16 protein-coding genes and 1 other RNA gene are annotated in these 17,725 nt (G+C 59.8%); 12 read left to right on the top strand and 5 right to left on the bottom strand.

What is annotated here, in order from left to right; genetic code table 11:
• Positions 1-50: 50 nt before the first annotated feature.
• The gene (locus GH784_RS25190; RefSeq protein WP_003514330.1) at positions 51-779 is read left to right on the top strand and encodes a sugar transferase; all 729 of its coding nucleotides are present in this window, start codon (positions 51-53) and stop codon (positions 777-779) included.
• Positions 780-858: 79 nt separating this feature from the next.
• On the opposite strand, the gene GH784_RS25185 is transcribed toward GH784_RS25190, so the two are convergent.
• The gene (locus tag GH784_RS25185) at positions 859-1,431 is read right to left on the bottom strand and encodes a c-type cytochrome (protein ID WP_003514328.1); all 573 of its coding nucleotides are present in this window, start codon (positions 1,429-1,431) and stop codon (positions 859-861) included.
• Positions 1,432-1,581: 150 nt separating this feature from the next.
• Between GH784_RS25185 and GH784_RS25180 the strand changes: the two genes are divergently transcribed.
• Positions 1,582-2,337 carry a 3-deoxy-manno-octulosonate cytidylyltransferase gene (locus tag GH784_RS25180; protein WP_065703584.1) on the top strand — a complete coding sequence of 252 codons (756 nt, stop codon included), beginning with the start codon at positions 1,582-1,584 and terminating at the stop codon, positions 2,335-2,337.
• Positions 2,338-2,348: 11 nt separating this feature from the next.
• Positions 2,349-3,224 carry a prephenate dehydratase gene (locus GH784_RS25175; RefSeq protein ID WP_025592029.1) on the top strand — a complete coding sequence of 292 codons (876 nt, stop codon included), beginning with the start codon at positions 2,349-2,351 and terminating at the stop codon, positions 3,222-3,224.
• 15 nt (positions 3,225-3,239) lie between these two features.
• On the opposite strand, the gene nudC is transcribed toward GH784_RS25175, so the two are convergent.
• Together nudC and GH784_RS25165 are read right to left on the bottom strand one after the other, a co-directional pair.
• Positions 3,240-4,202 carry an NAD(+) diphosphatase gene (nudC, locus tag GH784_RS25170; protein WP_003514323.1) on the bottom strand — a complete coding sequence of 321 codons (963 nt, stop codon included), beginning with the start codon at positions 4,200-4,202 and terminating at the stop codon, positions 3,240-3,242.
• Entirely contained in the window at positions 4,202-4,630 is a 429-nt protein-coding gene (locus tag GH784_RS25165; RefSeq protein ID WP_161986907.1) for an HIT domain-containing protein, read from the bottom strand. The genes nudC and GH784_RS25165 overlap by 1 nt, the downstream gene beginning before the upstream one ends.
• A gap of 65 nt (positions 4,631-4,695) precedes the next feature.
• Between GH784_RS25165 and ffs the strand changes: the two genes are divergently transcribed.
• The 3 genes from ffs (at position 4,696) to GH784_RS25150 (ending at position 7,183) form a co-directional block, all read left to right on the top strand.
• An RNA gene (ffs, locus tag GH784_RS25160) (signal recognition particle sRNA small type) lies at positions 4,696-4,792 on the top strand.
• Positions 4,793-4,954: 162 nt separating this feature from the next.
• Positions 4,955-6,832, top strand: coding sequence for a DNA polymerase III subunit gamma/tau (locus GH784_RS25155; protein WP_065703582.1), 1,878 nt, complete (start codon positions 4,955-4,957; stop codon positions 6,830-6,832).
• A gap of 27 nt (positions 6,833-6,859) precedes the next feature.
• A complete protein-coding gene (locus GH784_RS25150; protein WP_003514318.1) occupies positions 6,860-7,183 on the top strand; it encodes a YbaB/EbfC family nucleoid-associated protein in 324 nt (107 codons plus the stop codon).
• Between the two features lie 13 nt (positions 7,184-7,196).
• On the opposite strand, the gene GH784_RS25145 is transcribed toward GH784_RS25150, so the two are convergent.
• Positions 7,197-7,832, bottom strand: coding sequence for an MOSC domain-containing protein (locus GH784_RS25145; RefSeq protein ID WP_065703580.1), 636 nt, complete (start codon positions 7,830-7,832; stop codon positions 7,197-7,199).
• 37 nt (positions 7,833-7,869) lie between these two features.
• On the opposite strand from GH784_RS25145, the gene recR reads away from it, so the two are divergent.
• Complete coding sequence (recR, locus tag GH784_RS25140) at positions 7,870-8,475, top strand: recombination mediator RecR (protein WP_003514308.1); 606 nt, start codon at positions 7,870-7,872, stop codon at positions 8,473-8,475.
• 123 nt (positions 8,476-8,598) lie between these two features.
• The gene (locus tag GH784_RS25135) at positions 8,599-9,837 is read left to right on the top strand and encodes a lytic murein transglycosylase (protein WP_376908882.1); all 1,239 of its coding nucleotides are present in this window, start codon (positions 8,599-8,601) and stop codon (positions 9,835-9,837) included.
• A 90-nt stretch (positions 9,838-9,927) separates the two neighbouring features.
• Here the strand turns inward: GH784_RS25135 and GH784_RS25130 are convergent, their stop codons facing one another.
• Positions 9,928-11,556 carry an MFS transporter gene (locus tag GH784_RS25130; protein ID WP_076843882.1) on the bottom strand — a complete coding sequence of 543 codons (1,629 nt, stop codon included), beginning with the start codon at positions 11,554-11,556 and terminating at the stop codon, positions 9,928-9,930.
• Between the two features lie 287 nt (positions 11,557-11,843).
• Here GH784_RS25130 and rimP point away from each other — a divergent pair, with 287 nt between their 5' ends.
• From rimP to infB, 4 genes are all read left to right on the top strand, one after another.
• Positions 11,844-12,440, top strand: a complete 597-nt coding sequence (gene rimP, locus GH784_RS25125) for a ribosome maturation factor RimP (protein ID WP_003514299.1) — start codon at positions 11,844-11,846, stop codon at positions 12,438-12,440.
• 64 nt (positions 12,441-12,504) lie between these two features.
• On the top strand, positions 12,505-14,121 hold the full coding sequence (gene nusA, locus GH784_RS25120) for a transcription termination factor NusA (protein WP_003514298.1): 1,617 nt from the start codon (positions 12,505-12,507) through the stop codon (positions 14,119-14,121).
• Complete coding sequence (locus tag GH784_RS25115; protein WP_003514297.1) at positions 14,118-14,819, top strand: RNA-binding protein; 702 nt, start codon at positions 14,118-14,120, stop codon at positions 14,817-14,819. Before nusA ends, GH784_RS25115 begins: the two co-directional genes overlap by 4 nt.
• 102 nt (positions 14,820-14,921) lie before the next feature.
• The gene (gene infB / locus GH784_RS25110) at positions 14,922-17,669 is read left to right on the top strand and encodes a translation initiation factor IF-2 (RefSeq protein WP_003514296.1); all 2,748 of its coding nucleotides are present in this window, start codon (positions 14,922-14,924) and stop codon (positions 17,667-17,669) included.
• The last annotated feature ends 56 nt before the right edge of the window (positions 17,670-17,725 follow it).

Below are 17,725 nucleotides of genomic sequence, written 5' to 3'. Positions count from 1 at the left end.
CATATAAATTAATTTCCTTGTTTCAAAATAACTTTTCAGGGCTTCATATTATGCTGGGTACTAAAAGCTCATCGCATGCCGTGTTTTACGGCGCCCCTTATCCTGCGGCTGTCACTTTCGACGCGGCGGAAACACAACCTTCCATTTCAGAAACCAACACGTCGGTGTTCCTGCGCAGCCAGTTTGTGCTTAAAAGAACGATCGACATTGCAGGGGCGTCCATCGCCCTTGTCGCACTCGCGCCCGTGTTGCTGACCGTCGCGGCGCTGGTCAAACTCGATAGCAAAGGGCCGGTCCTGTTCTCACAAGTCCGTTGGGGCATGAACGGGCGAAAGATAAGGGTCTATAAATTTCGCTCGATGCGGACCGAACTGGGCGATGCCACCGGCGTGGCGCAAACGGTAAAGAACGATCCGAGGATAACCCGGATCGGCGCCGTGCTTCGCCGCACAAATGTCGACGAGCTGCCACAGCTCATCAACGTCTTGAAAGGCGACATGTCGCTGGTGGGTCCGCGCTGCCATGCGATCGGCATGCTGGCCGCCGGCCGTCTTTATGAGGAACTTGTTCCCCACTACCACCTGCGGCACCGGATGCGGCCAGGCATTACCGGTCTTGCCCAGATGCGGGGTTTGCGCGGCCCGACGGATCGCAGTGACAAGGCGCGTGCCCGCATCGTGTCCGATCTTTATTACGTCGACAATTTTTCCGTCTGGCTGGATATCAAGATCATGATCGGAACGGTCATTTCCGAATTGCGCGGCGGCAAGGGTTTCTGATCTTTCAGAAATCAGACAGATAGAATCAAAAAAGCCCGGCAGCGATGCCGGGCTTTTCTTATGAAATCACCATATTCCGTCAGTTTATCGGCACGGGAGCCGCAGCCGGATCCGGCAGCGGCGCCGGGTTTGCCGACAGCGTGCGCAGATAAGCGATGAGATCGGCGCGTTCCGTCTCCTTCTTCACACCCGCAAAGCCCATGGCCGTGCCGGGAACGTGTTTCTTGGGAGCTTCGATGAAGTAGCTGAGATGATCGTAATCCCAGTGCACGGAACCGCCCTTGGAGAAATCCTTCATTGCTGCGGAGTAGCTGAAACCCGCATGGCTGGCGATCGGCCGGTTGACGATATCGAAGAGATTGGGGCCGACCTTGTTTGCACCACCACTCTCTCCGGTATGACAGCTCGTACACTTCTTGAAGACCGCCTCACCCTTGGCAGCATCCGCGCTGGCGAGCAATTTCGCGATCGGGGTTGCCGCTGCAGCGGGTTCGCCTGCAGCCTCACCGCCGCTCGCTTCCGCGACGATGGCGTAACCTTCCTTTTCCGGGGTGGGCGCATGAAAAATGCCCTCAGACGCAATTGACACCGACATCAGAACGAAAACCGTGCCCAGCAACGCCCCAACGCCCATATTTACATAAGAATTCATCTATATGCGCTCCCTCGCATCCGCTCCATATAACCGGGCATCTTGAAATTATTCAAAAGCTATGGCTTTTGCACAGCCTGCGCAACTTGAATAATATTCCCCACTCCGTGACGTTTTGACACTTTTCGGTTGGGATTTGAAGGGTGTCGGATGAAGAATCGGGAATTCGAGAAAGCTGTCGTCCTTATACCGGCGCGGATGGCATCGACACGGCTTCCGGGCAAGCCTCTCGCGGATATTGGCGGCAAACCGATGATTGTGCAGGTTGCACTCAGGGCGCGTGAAGCTGGCGCGACGCGCATCGTCGTTGCAGTCGATGACGAACAGGTATTTTCAGCCGTAAAAAATGCCGGTTTCGACGTAATGATGACGCGAGATGATCACCAATCCGGTTCGGACCGCATTTTCGAGGCGCTGCAGAAGGCCGACCCCTATGGCAACGCCGAATATGTCATCAATGTTCAGGGCGACCTTCCGACCATCGAAGCGGAAACGATCCGCGCCTCGTTGCGCCCGTTGGAAAATGCCGCCGTCGACATTGCCACGCTGACGGTTGAGATCACCGACGAGGAAGAAAAGACCAATCCGAACGTGGTGAAAGTGGTTGGCAGCCCGCTTTCCGAGACGCGATTGCGCGCGCTTTATTTTACCCGCGCGACTGCGCCCTATGGCGACGGACCGCTTTATCATCACATCGGCCTTTATACCTATCGCCGCGCCGCCCTTGAAACGTTCGTGAGGCTTCAGCCTTCGCCACTCGAGAAGCGCGAAAGGCTGGAACAATTGCGCGCGCTGGAAGCGGGCATGCGTATTGATGCCGAAATGGTTCACTCCGTGCCGCTTGGCGTTGATACGCCGCACGATCTCGAAAAAGCCCGCACTATTCTCGCAAACCGAACCCTCTGATGGATAATTCCATGACCTTGAGCACAAACCGCATTGCCTTTCAGGGCGAATTTGGCGCGAATTCCGACATGGCATGCCGCGACATGTTCCCGGATATGGAGCCTTTGCCGTGCCCGACATTCGAGGATGCTTTCAATGCCGTCGAAAACGGCGAAGCCGATCTCGGCATGATCCCGATCGAGAACACGCTGGCCGGTCGCGTTGCAGATATCCATCATCTGCTGCCGGAATCACGCCTTCACATCATCGGTGAATATTTCATGCCGATCCGCTTCCAGCTGATGGTTATACCGGGCGTGAAGAAAGACGAGATCCGCACCGTTCACAGCCACATCCACGCGCTTGGCCAGTGCCGCAAGATCATCCGTTCCAACGGCTGGAAGCCAGTCGTTGCCGGCGATACGGCCGGAGCGGCGAGACTGGTTTCTGAAAAGGGTGATCGCAGCATGGCAGCGCTTGCACCGCGTCTTGCCGCCGGTCTCTACGGCCTTGATATCATGGCTGAAAATGTCGAGGATTCAGAAAACAACATCACCCGTTTCGTAATTCTTTCGCGCGATGAGAACTGGGCCAAACGCCAGTCCCAAGGCGAAGCACCAGATGAAACCATCGTCACGACCTTCGTGTTCAATGTCCGCAACATTCCGGCGGCGCTTTATAAGGCAATGGGCGGTTTCGCGACGAATGGCATCAACATGACGAAGCTGGAAAGCTACCAGCTCGGCGGAAGGTTCGTGGCAACGCAGTTCTATGCCGATATCGAAGGCCATCCGGATGACGAGCCGGTGCGGCACGCGCTGGACGAGCTGCGCTTCTTTTCCGAGAAGGTCCGAATTCTCGGCGTCTACAAGGGCCATGCGATGCGCGGCAAGCTCAACCAGAGCTGAGCCTGCCGCAAATCTTCATTTCGTCCATTCCACCCAGTCGCGCATCAGCCGGTGCGCGATGGCACCGCCCGGAGGCGCGGAAAAGCCCTCGCCCGCAGCAGCCTCCAGCATCGTGGCAACCTCCGCCCGCGTGAACCAGCGGCAATCCTCCAGCTCGATCTCATCGCGGGAAATATCGAACGAGAGAGCCTCGGCATAACAGCCGATCATCAGCGTGTGCGGCATCGGCCAGGGCTGGGAAGCGTGATAGCGCACGCGGCCGATTTCGACGCCGGATTCTTCATGCGTCTCGCGGCGCACGGCCTGCTCGATCGTTTCGCCCGGCTCCACGAAACCGGCGAGGCAGGAATACATGCCCGGCGCAAAATGCGCGCCGCGTCCGAGCAGGCAAAGATCGCGCTCGATATCGATCGTCATCATGATGACAACGGGATCGGTTCGGGGAAAAATGGTGTGATTGCAGGCGGCGCAGATGCGCTTGTAGCCGCCGATACGCAATTCCATCGTGCCGCCGCACCGTCCGCAGAAGCGGTTATCCGCATTCCAGTGCGTAAGGCTGACGGCCTGGGCAACCTCGCTCAGCAATTCCTCATCGAGAAGATGGTCGCGATAAAGGGTGCGGGCATCGGCCAGCTTATAGTGGCTCGCTAGCGTGTCTTCCGTGACGGCCACCGGCACCGCAATTCTCGGTTCGCCGGTTTCGCGGTATCCAAGCAGAACGGCATTGTCGAAATCCGGCTGCAATTCCGCCAGCTCATAGGCGGAAAACAGGGGATCTATGACCTGTTCGTCATGTTTCAGGACAAGCCGGTTGCCGGAGAAGGCAAAAATATGGGTGCCATCGACTTTCAGCGCATCGGCAACGCAGTCTTCCGTCCGCTTCTCGGCGAATCGGTTGAGGGCGTTCTTGGAAAAGGCTGTCAGCAGGCTTGCTTCGGGATGGGGAGCAGTGGTTTCGAAAATAGTCATTGATATCATCAGAGCGCGCCGGATATTTTTTTCATCAAGGATTCCTTTTCGCCCGGGCCATAGGGCACTGGCGTCCCGTGACCCCAGATTGGGCCGGGCCAGCAGGTGTCGCCTTCGTTGCGGGCGATAATATGGACGTGAAGTTGCCGAACGATATTGCCCAGCGCGCCGACATTGATCTTGGTGGCCCCGGTAACGTCCTTCAGCGCGGAGGCGACGAGATTGGTCTCGAACGTCAGCACGGCCTGATCGAGCGGAGTAAGATCGAACAGCTCGCTGGCGCCGCCTCTCTGTGGCACCAGCACCAGCCAGGGCCAGCGGCTGTCGTTCTGCAAACGCAGCTCGCATAGTCCCAAACGCATTACAAGCGCACTGTCGCGCGCCAGCCTGTCGTCCAGCCGGAATGTCTCCAAGGCGTCCTCCATGTTTGTTTTCATTGTGATAGCAGTTTTTTGAAGGCTTGGCTTGCATTTGCTTTCGATATTGCCGATATGTGGCCCCGGGAGGTTGGTGGTGGACGAGCCACTCGCCAACCGGGTCAGGTCCGGAAGGAAGCAGCCCTAACGAGCCAGGCACGGGTCGCCGTGCCAGCCTCCCACCCTTTTTAAATTCCGCTCAGCTTTCGCCGGGCCGGTTCAGCCTGAAAGCGGCCCCTGCGTATCGGCATGATGTGCAGACTTTAGAGGAATAGAGCGTGCCTGATGCGTCCAATGGGACGCACGGCGCTCTAGGACAAACTGGCAAAATAAACTGGCGAGGCGATGAGCGACACCTTACCCACCACATCAAGCGAATCCCAGGGCGGGACCGGCTACCGGGTACTGGCACGCAAATATCGTCCGAAGGATTTTTCCGATCTGATGGTCGGCCAGGAGCCGATGGTCCGCACGCTGACGAATGCGTTCGAGACCGGCCGCATCGCGCAGGCCTATATGCTGACCGGCGTTCGCGGTGTGGGGAAGACGACCACCGCGCGTATTCTTGCCCGTGCGCTGAACTACAAGACCGACACCATCGACAAACCGACCATCGACCTGCGTATCCCCGGCGAACATTGTCAGGCGATCATGGAAGGCCGTCATGTCGACGTGATCGAGATGGACGCCGCCTCCCATACCGGTATTGACGACATTCGCGAGATCATCGAGCAGGTGCGTTACCGCCCGGTTTCGGCGCGCTATAAAGTCTATATCATCGACGAAGTGCACATGCTCTCGACGCAGGCCTTCAACGGTCTTCTGAAGACGTTGGAAGAGCCGCCGGAGCATGTGAAATTCATCTTCGCAACCACTGAAATCCGCAAGGTTCCGATCACCGTGCTGTCGCGGTGCCAGCGCTTCGACCTGCGCCGCATCAGCGCCGCCGATCTCGTCGGCCTGTTCACTGCCATTGCCGGCAAGGAAGGTTTCGAGGCCGAACCGCAGGCGCTCTCAATGATTGCCCGCGCGGCTGAGGGTTCCGCCCGTGACGGTCTTTCCCTGCTCGATCAGGCGATCGCCCATGGCGGCGGACGCGTGGAAGCCGAGGCGGTGCGCGGCATGCTGGGTCTTGCCGACCGGGCGCGCATCGTCGATCTTTTCCAGCACATCATCAAAGGCGATGTCGCGGCGGCACTTTCGGAATTCAACGGTCAATACGAGGCAGGCGCCAACCCCGTCGTCGTGCTGAACGACCTTGCCGATTTCACTCACCTCGTCACCCGCATGAAATATGTGCCGGATGCGGCGGAAGATCCCTCGCTGTCCGAGATCGAACGCGTGCGTGGCGCGGAATTTGCCGAGACAATCGCCGTGACTGCGCTGTCGCGTATCTGGCAGATGCTGCTCAAGGGTATTCCGGAAACTGAAAATGCCTCACGTCCTGCGGGTGCGGCCGAAATGGTGTTGATCCGCCTTTCGCACGCCGCCAATCTTCCGGCACCGGAAGACGCGGCGCGACGCCTGCTCGAACTTTCCAACAGCGATGGCGGCTATTCCAATGGCGCGCCTTCGGGTGGCGGCAATGGCGGAGGTGCGCGCGCCTATTCCTCAGGACAGACAGTGGCCGCAGGAAGACCTGTGGAGCTTTCCGCCCAGAGGCCGGCAAGCTCGCAGCCTTCGACCATGCTGCGCGCCGTGCCTGACAGCCGCCCGCAGGAAATGCAGGTCGCGGCACCGAAAACCGAAGAACGGCCGGAGCCGAAGGTTCCCGTCAACTCTCTTCAGGACATTGCCGACCTGTGCCAGAAAAATCGCGATCCCGTCATGCGGGCGAAGGTTCGCAACTTCGTGCGGCTGGTGCGGCTGGAGCCGGGCCGGCTCGACATGCGCCTCGGCGATGGCGCACCCGGATCGCTCCCCGGCGAGCTTGGTGTGAAGCTGAAAGAGTGGACCGGTATCCACTGGATCGTCAGCCTTAGCAAGGAACAGGGTCAGCCGACGCTGGTTGAAGCCGAGGGGAGTGCGCGCGACGCCCGCCTCGTGGATGCGAGGCAGGACCCTGACGTGGCAGCCATTCTTCAACAGTTTCCAGGTGCAAAAATCACCGACGTGCGCATTCGCATCACCCAGCAGGACGAGCCGGACGAGATCGCCCCGCCGCCTTCGGTTGCCGAATCGAGCGAGGGCGACATCCTTCCCGGCGACGATATCGAATTTTAATACATAACAAAAACAGGAGTTTGGCACATGCGCGACATCATGGGCATGATGGGCAAGGTCAAGGAAATGCAGGCCAAGATGGAAAAGATGCAGGCGGATATCGCCGCGCTTGAAGTCGAAGGCAAGTCCGGCGGCGGTCTCGTCACCGTGAAGCTGAATGGCAAGGGCAGCCTGCTGGGCCTGAAGATCGATCCGTCTCTCTTCAAGGAAGACGACGTCGAAATTCTCGAAGACCTGATCGTCGCCGCCCACAATGACGCCAAGGAGCGCGCCGAGGCCATCACCGCTGAAAAGACCAAGGAAATCACGGCTGGCCTGCCGATCCCGCCTGGCATGAAGCTGCCGTTCTGATATTCTTACGAATTCAGACTTCCAGCATGGCGCGGAACCGGCTCGCAAGCGGGGTGCCGAGATATGCGGCACGTTCGTCCCTGGTAAGCTGCATGGGGCGGAAGCGCTTGAGAATGACCGGTATGGGCAGCTTCGTTCCCTTATAGGGCTCGAAAGCAATGCCTTCACCGGCGCTGAGCATTCCACCTTTCAGAACCCGGCAATAAAAGCCCGGCTGACCCGCCTGCCGAAAACGCGGCGCGAAGCCGGGATCGCCGAGCCGGGTTGACAGGGTGGCGCAGGGAATGCGGGCGGCGGTCACTTCCAGCACCACTTCCTCGGCTGAAAACCTGTCGCCGACATGCAGTTTTGCGCTGTCGACACCTTCCAGAACCAGATTTTCGCCGAAAAATCCTGGCTCAACCGCAAAACCCAGCGTACGCGACCAGAAATCGAGATCGACGGAGCCCATGGCGTAGATCGCCTGATCCGGCCCGCCGTGATGTTTACGATTGCAGACAGCGTCGCTGACGATGCCTTGCGCATCCACCATCACCGCGCCCTGCACGGCATGTTTGAAAATACCCGTCTTCGCCGTCTTTCCCGGCAAGGCCTTCGCCTCGCCCCGGCACACTGCCCGTATTTTCATGGACTGCCCTTCGCGCTTCATGATTCCCGTTTCCCGATTTATGCAGTAGAAAGCGCTCATGGCAAAACGAGTCACCGGTCCCGAAATCGAAAAACTGATCCAGCTGCTTGCAAAAGTGCCGGGGCTTGGGCCTCGCTCGGCGCGGCGGGCGGCGCTGCATCTCATCAAGAAGAAGGAACAGCTTCTTGGACCGCTGGGCCACGCGATGGGTGAAGCCTATGACAAGGTGAAGATCTGCTCGTGCTGCGGCAATGTCGATACCATCGATCCCTGCACGGTCTGCGCCGATGATAGACGCGACCAGTCGGTCATCATCGTGGTGGAAGACGTGTCGGATCTGTGGGCGCTGGAGCGAGCAGGCGCCATGAATACCGCCTATCATGTGCTTGGAGGCACGCTGTCGCCGCTCGATGGCGTCGGGCCGGAAGATCTGAACATCAAGGGACTGATCGATCGCGTCAGCGCCGGCGGTATTCGCGAGCTCATCATCGCCGTCAATGCGACGGTGGAGGGACAGGCAACAGCCCATTACATCACCGACCGCCTGGCCGATCTCGGCATCAAGATCACCCGGCTTGCGCATGGCGTGCCTGTTGGCGGCGAGCTGGACTATCTCGACGAGGGCACATTGACGGCGGCGCTGCGCGCTCGCACAACGATCTGACGCCTTCTTTCCCTGTCCGTCACTCGAAGAGGAGACCGAATGCGAAACCGATTTGATTCTTTGTTTTGGCGCATTTCCAGACGGAAAACCGGCCTCCACTTTTCCTGGAAAAGCCTCAAGGCATTGGCCGCCATTCTTTCCGTTTTTTCAGCAACGGACGCTCTGGCGCAATCCACGCCGACAGGTGCCGCTGCTGCCCGGTACGATGCCGATTTCAATGCATGGCTGAAAAAGGAAATCTGGCCGGAAGCGCGCAAGGCGGGAATTTCGCAAAAGACGCTGGAGGCTGCGCTGAGCGGCCTTTCCATCAACTGGAGTCTGCCTGATCTCGTCATCCCCGGCCAGAAGCCGCCGAAGGAACAGAGCCAGAGCCAGGCCGAATTTTCATCGCCCGGCGCTTATTTCTCCGAAAAACGATTGCAGGGGCTTGCCGCCACCGGCCGCTCTCTGGCCGCGACGCATGCCGCCACCCTTCGCAGGATCGAAGCCAAATATGGCGTGCCCGGCGATGTCGTCGTGGCGATCTGGGGCCGCGAATCCGGTTTCGGCCGTGCGAAACTGCCGCATTCGGTTGTCGATGTGCTGGCGACGAAAGCCTATATGTCGACCCGCAAGGAGATGTTCCGCACTGAGCTGATCGATGCGCTGAAGATCGTCGAAAGCGGCGATATTGCGGCCTCGCGCATGATGGGGTCCTGGGCAGGCGCGCTCGGTCAGCCGCAATTCATGCCGTCGAGCTATCTCAAATATGCCGTTGATTTCGATGGCGACGGCCACCGCGATATCTGGAACTCCGTGCCGGACGCATTGGCATCCATAGCGAACTATCTTTCTCAGCGCGGCTGGCAGAGGGATCGCGACTGGGGCTTCGAAGTGTCTATACCCGGCAACGTCTCCTGCGCCCAAGAAGGCCCGGATCTTGCCCGGCCGATGAGTGCGTGGGCGAAGATGGGGATCACCCGCATTTCCGGAAAGGCCTTTCCATCCAATGACCTCTCCGCCGACGGCATGATGCTTGTGCCGGCCGGGCGGCACGGGCCGGAATTCGTGGTGACGCCGAATTTCTACGTCATCAAGGAATACAATAATTCCGATCTCTACGCGCTGTTCATCGGCAATCTCGCCGACCGCATCTCCCATGGGGCTGGGCCGTTCAAGGGCGAATGGGGCAATGTCGGATCGATGTTGCGCTCCGACGTTCTTGCCATGCAGAAGGCACTGGTCGCCAAGGGCTATGATGTCGGCAAGGCGGACGGGCTGGCCGGCTTCAAGACACGCCGGTCACTGGGCGACTGGCAGGCGAAAAACGGTCTGTCACCGACCTGCTTTCCCGATGCTACGCTGAAAGCGAAGCTGAAATAGCAGCTTACTGGCGACGTGTGAAAACCTCTCCTCCGTCATGCACGGGCTTGTCCCGAGCATGACATCGCCACTACTTAGCCTTATCGTCTCTCAATGCTGGTCCGTATGCGGCTTGTGGAAGATATCGTCGGTCGGCGGAATGGTCTGCCGCTCGATCATCCGGTGCACGCGGGGCCGTGTCTTGCCGCGATGAAGGGCCAGCAGCCGGTCCCAGGCTTCCGCATCCGCCTGGGTGCGGCGGTGGTTGTGGCGGACATATTCCACCCAGGTCAGTACATGGTAGCTTTCCGTCCAGATATCTGGATTTTCCAGATCACGCATCAGGTTCCAGTTGCGCGCGCCGTCGCGCAGACGGATGCGGCGACGCTCGGCCATCAACGGCAGGAATTCGCCGAGATCCTCGTCATGAATTTCATAGTCTATGAGAATGGCAATCGGCCCGCTGCGCGGCTTGATATCGAGCCTTAGCGGCGGCTCGACGAAACGGTTGAGCGGATCGAGATTGAGTGAAGCAAAAGCGGGCATGGCGAGTTTGAGGCCGACGACGACGCCCAGCAGCATCAGCACGCACGAACCGAGAAGCGAATAGGAAATACCGTAATCTTCCGCCAGCTCGCCCCACAGCCAACTGCCGACGGCAATGCCGCCGAAGGTCAGCGTCTGGTAAAGCGACAGCGCCCGGCCCACCACCCAGCGCGGGGCAGAAAGCTGGACGATGGTGTTGAACAGGGAAAGCGCCAGAACCCAGCAGGCACCGGCAATAGTCAAAACAAGCGAGGTTACGATCGCGTTCGTGCTGACCGCCGTCACGCCGGAACTGAAAGCGAAGCCCAAAAAGGCGACACGCACGATCCATTCGCTGGACAGAACCTCGCGAAGTCTGGCGCTGACGAGCGCGCCGCCGATAGCGCCGACACCGAACGCACCCAGCATGACGCCGTAGGTCAGCGGGCCACCCTCGACCAGATCGCGGGCAACGATCGGCATCAGCGCCAGGATGGCGCTGGCGGAAAGGCCGAAGAGAAAGCCACGCACCAGAACCTTGCCGATATTCGGCGACATCGCCACATAACGCATCCCGGCCGATATGGCGGCAAGAAGCTGCTCACGCGGCAAGGTCGAGGCATATTTGGGCGGCTGCCAGCGAACCAGCGCGTAGATGAGGGCAAAATAGCTGAGCGCGTTCACGAAAAACGCGGCCGCGGCGCCGGCGGCAGCGACGATGATGCCGCCGATGGCAGGACCGACGCTGCGGGTGATGTTGAAGCCCACGCTGTTCAGCGTCACGGCGGCGGGCAAATCCTCACGCGGCACCATTTCGCCGACGGACGCCTGCCAGGACGGATTGTTGAGCGCCGTGCCACAGCCGATCATGAAGGTGAAGAAGAGCAGCAACCACGGAGTGAGCCAGCCGGACCAGGCAAAAACCGTCAGCAGCACGGAAGCCGTCAGCATCAGGATCTGAGCGGAAATCATGATGCGGCGGCGGTCGAAACTATCGGCCAATGCGCCTGAAATCAGCGAAAACATCATGATCGGCAGCGAGGTGGAGGCCTGTACCAGCGCGATCATGTTTTCGGAACTCGACAGCGAGGTCATCATCCACGCGGCGCCAACCGCCTGGATCAGACCGCCGAAATTCGAGGCAAGGCTCGCGATCCAGATTCGTCTGTAAGTCAAATGCCTTAAAGGCGCGAGTGGCGATTTACGGTCAGGCACGATCAGTCCACTTGATGCAACTGCGATTTGTCAAACGGCAACTATAGACAGTGCCGGAAATCATGCCACCCTTTCCGACACGGTGAAGGTGAAAATGTGGCCGCAGCCGTGACTGAAGCGCCCTGCCCGCGAAAACCTTGCAATCCTGCCCTGATGGGTCTATATGACCTTTGAAATTCTTGATCGCTTGATGAAGAGTGGGGCCGCAAGGCTCCGCTCTTTTTCGTTAGGCGAACCGGAAACCACGGGCTGAGCGCCCGGTGAAAATCTAAAGACCGGAAGGCCAGATGGCAGACACCGTACATGAACCGCGACTGATAACCGAAACGGGAATCGACCAGCGCATCGCCGAAATCATCGAGCCTGTTTTGACGGGCATGGGATATCTTCTGGTGCGCGTGCGGCTCTCCAACCAGAACGGCATGACCCTGCAGGTGATGGCCGAGCGGGAAGACGGCACCATGACCGTCGAGGGCTGCGAAGCCGTGTCAATGGCGATTTCACCGGTTCTTGATGTGGAAGATCCGGTCGATAAGGCGTATCATCTCGAAGTTTCCTCGCCCGGCATCGACCGGCCGATGGTTCGCAAGTCGGATTTCACCCGTTGGCAGGGCCATCTGGTGAAGGCCGAAACCTCCATTCTGGTCGAAAACCGCAAGCGGTTTCGCGGCAAGATCGTCGAGGTGGATGCGGACGGCTTCAAGCTGGAACGCGACCAGATCGCCTATGGCGACGAACCGACAGTCACCATTCCGTTCAGCGCGCTTTCCGATGCGAAGCTCATTCTGACGGACGACCTTATTCGTGATGCGCTGCGGGCAGACAAGGCGGCAAAGGCCGCCGCCGCAAACCAGAACGACGAAAACGAAGCAGACGAAGACTAATTCCAACGTAAAAGCCCGGAAAACGGGTGATCCCCGCAATTATGCGACTTACGGAGACAAAAAAATGGCAGTGAGTGCTAACCGGCTTGAGCTTCTGCAGATCGCCGATGCTGTGGCGCGCGAAAAGGTCATCGACCGCGAAATCGTGCTTGCCGCAATGGCCGACGCTATCCAGAAAGCCGCCCGCTCGCGCTATGGTTCGGAAACCAACATTCGCGCCGACATCAACTCCAAGACCGGCGAAATCCGCCTGCAGCGTCTTCTGGAAGTGGTAGAGACGGCCGAAGACTATTCGACCCAGATTCCGCTCGAACTTGCCCGCGACCGCAACCCGGACGCCAAGCTCGGCGATTTCATCGCCGATCCGCTGCCGCCGATGGATTTCGGCCGTATCGCTGCACAGTCCGCCAAGCAGGTCATCGTTCAGAAGGTGCGCGAAGCAGAACGCGACCGTCAGTATGACGAGTTCAAGGATCGCATCGGCGAAATCGTCAACGGCACCGTCAAGCGCGTCGAATACGGCAATGTCATCGTCGATCTGGGCCGTGGCGAAGGCATCATCCGTCGCGACGAGATGATTCCGCGGGAAAACATGCGTTATGGCGACCGTGTACGCGCTTACGTCTACGACGTTCGCCGCGAGCAGCGTGGCCCGCAGATTTTCCTGTCGCGTACACATCCGCAGTTCATGGTGAAGCTGTTCACCATGGAAGTTCCTGAAATCTACGACGGCATCATCCAGATCAAGTCGGTTGCCCGTGACCCCGGTTCCCGCGCCAAGATCGCCGTCATCTCGAACGACTCGTCGATCGATCCGGTCGGCGCCTGCGTCGGTATGCGCGGTTCGCGCGTTCAGGCCGTTGTCGGCGAATTGCAGGGCGAAAAGATCGACATCATTCCGTGGAGCCAGGAGCCGGCATCCTTCATCGTCAATGCCCTGCAGCCCGCTGAAGTGGCCAAGGTCGTTCTGGACGAAGAATCCGAGCGCATCGAGGTTGTGGTTCCCGACGAGCAGCTTTCGCTCGCCATCGGCCGCCGCGGCCAGAACGTACGTCTGGCATCGCAGCTGACCGGCTGGGATATCGACATCATGACCGAGCAGGAAGAATCCGAGCGTCGCCAGAAGGAATTCAACGAGCGCACGGCACTCTTCATGGACGCCCTCGACGTTGACGAGATGGTTGGTCAGGTTCTGGCTTCCGAAGGCTTCGCGCAGGTTGAAGAACTTGCGTATGTCGATCTCGGAGAAATTTCCTCGATCGACGGCTTCGACGATGACACCGCCGATGAAATCCAGACCCGCGCCCGCGAATATCTGGAACGCCTGGAAGCCGAAATGGACGCCAAGCGCAAGGAACTCGGCGTTGCCGACGAGCTGCGCCAGATCGAAGGCCTGACCTCGCAGATGATGGTCGCCCTTGGTGAAGACGGTATCAAGACCATCGAGGACTTTGCCGGTTGCGCCGCAGACGATCTGGTCGGCTGGAGCGAACGCAAGGACGGCGAGACGAAGAAGTTCGAAGGCATCTTCTCCAAGCTCGACGTATCGCGCGTCGAAGCTGAGAACATGGTTGTGCAGGCCCGTCTTCTGGCAGGCTGGATCACGGCCGAGGATCTGGCTTCCGAAGAAGAAGTCGATGCGGAAGCTACTGAGGAGGCGGATACCGCCGAACAGGAATGACATCGCAGGTGCATGAGCCGGACGAGCTGCCCGAAACCGATGAGGACGGGCGGCTGGAAGGCAACGTCAATGGACGTATGTGCATTGTGACAAGGCAGAGCGGATCTCCAGACGAGTTGATCCGCTTCGTCGCAGGGCCGGACGGCAACGTCGTTCCGGACCTGAAACGCCAATTGCCGGGGCGCGGATGCTGGGTAAAACCGGAGCGCGCCCTGATAGAGAAAGCCATCGCGAAGAAGATCTTCGCACGGGCACTCAAACGCGACGTCAAGGCCGGGCCGGAGCTTCTCGCTCTTCTCGACCGGCTGATGTCGCAGCAGCTTGCCGGAATGATGAACATGGCGCGCAAGGCGGGTCAGTTCATCAGCGGCGCGACGAAAGTCGATGCCGCCGTCCGTTCGGGGAATGCGATTGCCGTGTTCCACGCAACCGATGCCGCGGCAGACGGCGTGCGAAAACTGGACCAGGCCCGCAAGGCCTGGGAGCTCGGCAGCGATGCCGGCAATGAAATTCCGTCCTTCCGGCTCTTTAGCGAAGCCGAAATGGACGAGTTGATGGGCCAGAATGCTTTTATCCATGCTTGCGCGCTTGCGGGGCAGGCGGGTGAGGGTGTAGTGAAGCGCGCAAAGATGCTTAAGCAGTACCGCCTTGGCGGTCAGCCTGAGGCGGAACGCGACGCTGCCCGGACAGTACAATGACGCGGTTGCCAAACATGAACGGCCGCCGCGTTCCGATGCAGCAATTGAACGACGAGACCTGATGGATGTCATCCGGTTCTCGTCCGTAGGAACGGGAACGGAATGACCGACAACAACGACGACAAGACACTCAATGCGCCGGCCAAGAAGACTCTTACCCTGAAACCGGGCGGGATGAATCAGGGCACCGTGCGGCAGGACATGGGTCGAGGTCGCACCAACGCGGTTGTCGTGGAAACACGCAAGCGCCGCCCCCTGCGTCCCGAAGACGAGAAGCCGGTTCAGCCTGTCGTGGCGGCAGCTCCGGCGCCGAAGCCGGCAGCGCCTGCCCCTTCGGCACCGCGTCCGCAGGCCCCACAGCAACGCATTCAACAGCCGAGCAACCAACAGCAGCGTCCGGGTTCTTCCCATTCGCAGCAGCGCCCCGGCTCGTCCGCACCGCAGCAGCGCCAGCCTGACCGTCCGCGTGGCAACGTTCTGCACGACCTGTCCGCAGGCGAGATGGAAGCCCGCCGCCGTGCGCTGATAGAAGCGCAGGCTCGCGATGTTATCGAAGCCAAGCAGCGCGCCGAAGACGAAGCCCGCCGCAAGGTGGAAGAAGAACAACGCATCGCCGCTGAAAAGATCGAAGCCGAAAACCGCGCTGCCGAAGAGGCTGCTGCGGCAAAGATCGCTGCGAGCCAGCCTGTTACGGAAGCGAAATCCGATCTGTCCGGCGAAAAGCCGGCTGCGGCCGCTGCGCCGGCGCCACGCGCTGACGCCCGTCCCCAGCCTGTTGCTCCCCGTTCCGCTCCCGCCACGCCCGATGCCGCCGCTCCCCGTGGACGCCGCACCGGTGGCGACGACGAGGACGATCGCGGCGCAGTCCGTCGTGGCAGCAGCCTTCCGGCTCGTGGCAAGGTCGTGGCTCCGGTTCCGGCCAAGCCTGCAGCCCGCCTGAAGACCGAAGAAGAGCGCCGTCGTGGCAAGCTGACCGTGACCGCCGCCAATCTGGAAGAAGATGGTACGCCGCGTGGCCGCTCCATGGCATCCATGCGCCGCCGCCAGGAGAAATTCCGTCGCAGCCAGATGCAGGAAACCCGCGAAAAGGTTCTGCGCGAAGTCATCCTGCCGGAAACCATCACCATTCAGGAACTGTCGCAGCGTATGTCCGAGCGCGCCGTTGACGTCATCAAGTTCCTGATGAAGGAAGGCCAGATGCTGAAGCCGGGCGACGTGATCGACGCCGATCTGGCGGAACTGATCGCGGTCGAATTCGGCCATACGGTCAAGCGCGTTTCCGAATCCGACGTTGAAGAGGGTCTCTTCAACAAGGCTGACGATGAAGGCGAGATGGTTTCCCGTCCGCCGGTCGTGACCATCATGGGCCACGTCGACCACGGCAAGACCTCGCTGCTCGACGCTATCCGTCAGGCGAATGTCGTTGCTGGCGAGGCCGGTGGCATCACCCAGCATATCGGCGCCTATCAGGTCGAAAAGAACGGTCAGAAGATCACCTTCATCGACACCCCCGGCCACGCCGCCTTTACGGCAATGCGTGCCCGTGGTGCGCAGGCAACCGACATCGCCGTGCTGGTTGTTGCAGCCGACGACAGCGTGATGCCGCAGACGATCGAGTCAATCAACCATGCGAAGGCGGCCGGTGTTCCGATCGTCGTTGCGATCAACAAGATCGACAAGCACGAGGCAAACCCTGAAAAGGTTCGCCAGCAGCTGCTGCAGCACGAAGTGTTCGTGGAATCGATGGGTGGTGAAGTTCTTGATGTCGAAGTGTCGGCCAAGAACAAGCTCAACCTCGACAAGCTGCTCGAAGCGATCCTGCTTCAGGCAGAAATCCTCGATCTCAAGGCGGATCCAAGCCGCACTGCGGAAGGCACGGTCATCGAAGCCGAGCTGGACCGTGGACGTGGTGCCGTCGCGACCGTTCTCGTGCAGAAGGGTACACTGAAGCCCGGCCAGATCATCGTTGCCGGCGATCAGTGGGGCCGTGTGCGCGCGCTCGTCAACGACAAGGGCGACCATGTCAAGGAAGCCGGTCCGGCCATGCCGGTCGAAATCCTCGGCCTTTCCGGTACGCCGTCGGCCGGTGACCGTTTTGCGGTTGTCGAAAACGAAGGTCGTGCTCGCGAGATCTCCGAATACCGCCAGCGTCTGGCTCGCGACAAGGCTGTCGCCCGTCAAACCGGTCAGCGCGGCTCGCTGGAACAGATGATGAGCCAGTTGCAGACTTCGGGATTGAAGGAATTCCCGCTGGTCATCAAGGCGGACGTGCAAGGTTCGGTCGAAGCCATTATCGCTTCGCTCGACAAGCTCGGCACAGACGAAGTCCGCGCTCGTGTCGTTCACTCTGGTGCTGGTGCCATCACGGAATCGGATATCTCGCTTGCCGAGGCATCGAACGCCGCGATCATCGGCTTCAACGTTCGCGCCAACGCACAGGCACGTACGGCGTCCGAACGCGCCGGTATCGAAATCCGCTACTACAACATCATCTACGATCTGGTGGATGACGTGAAGGCGGCGATGTCGGGTCTGCTTTCGCCGGAACGTCGCGAGACCTTCCTCGGCAATGCCGAAATCCTCGAGGTGTTCAACATCACCAAGGTCGGTAAGGTCGCGGGTTGCCGCGTCGTCGAGGGCAAGGTGGAACGTGGTGCGGGTGTGCGTCTGGTGCGCGACAACGTCGTTATCCACGAAGGCAAGCTCAAGACCCTCAAGCGCTTCAAGGACGAAGTCAACGAAGTGCCTGTTGGTCAGGAGTGCGGTATGGCCTTCGAGAATTACGAAGACATTCGCGCCGGCGACACCATCGAGTGCTTCCGCGTCGAACACATCACGAGAACGCTCTAAGCGTCTCGCCGCAAAACAGGACTTTTCTGTCGGGCGCCGGCTTCACCGGCGCTCGC

The organism is Agrobacterium tumefaciens (genome assembly GCF_009649785.1).
Classification (GTDB): domain Bacteria; phylum Pseudomonadota; class Alphaproteobacteria; order Rhizobiales; family Rhizobiaceae; genus Agrobacterium; species Agrobacterium tumefaciens.
Note: the sequence above shows the minus strand (reverse complement) of the source record. Positions and strands in the feature narration are given on the sequence as shown.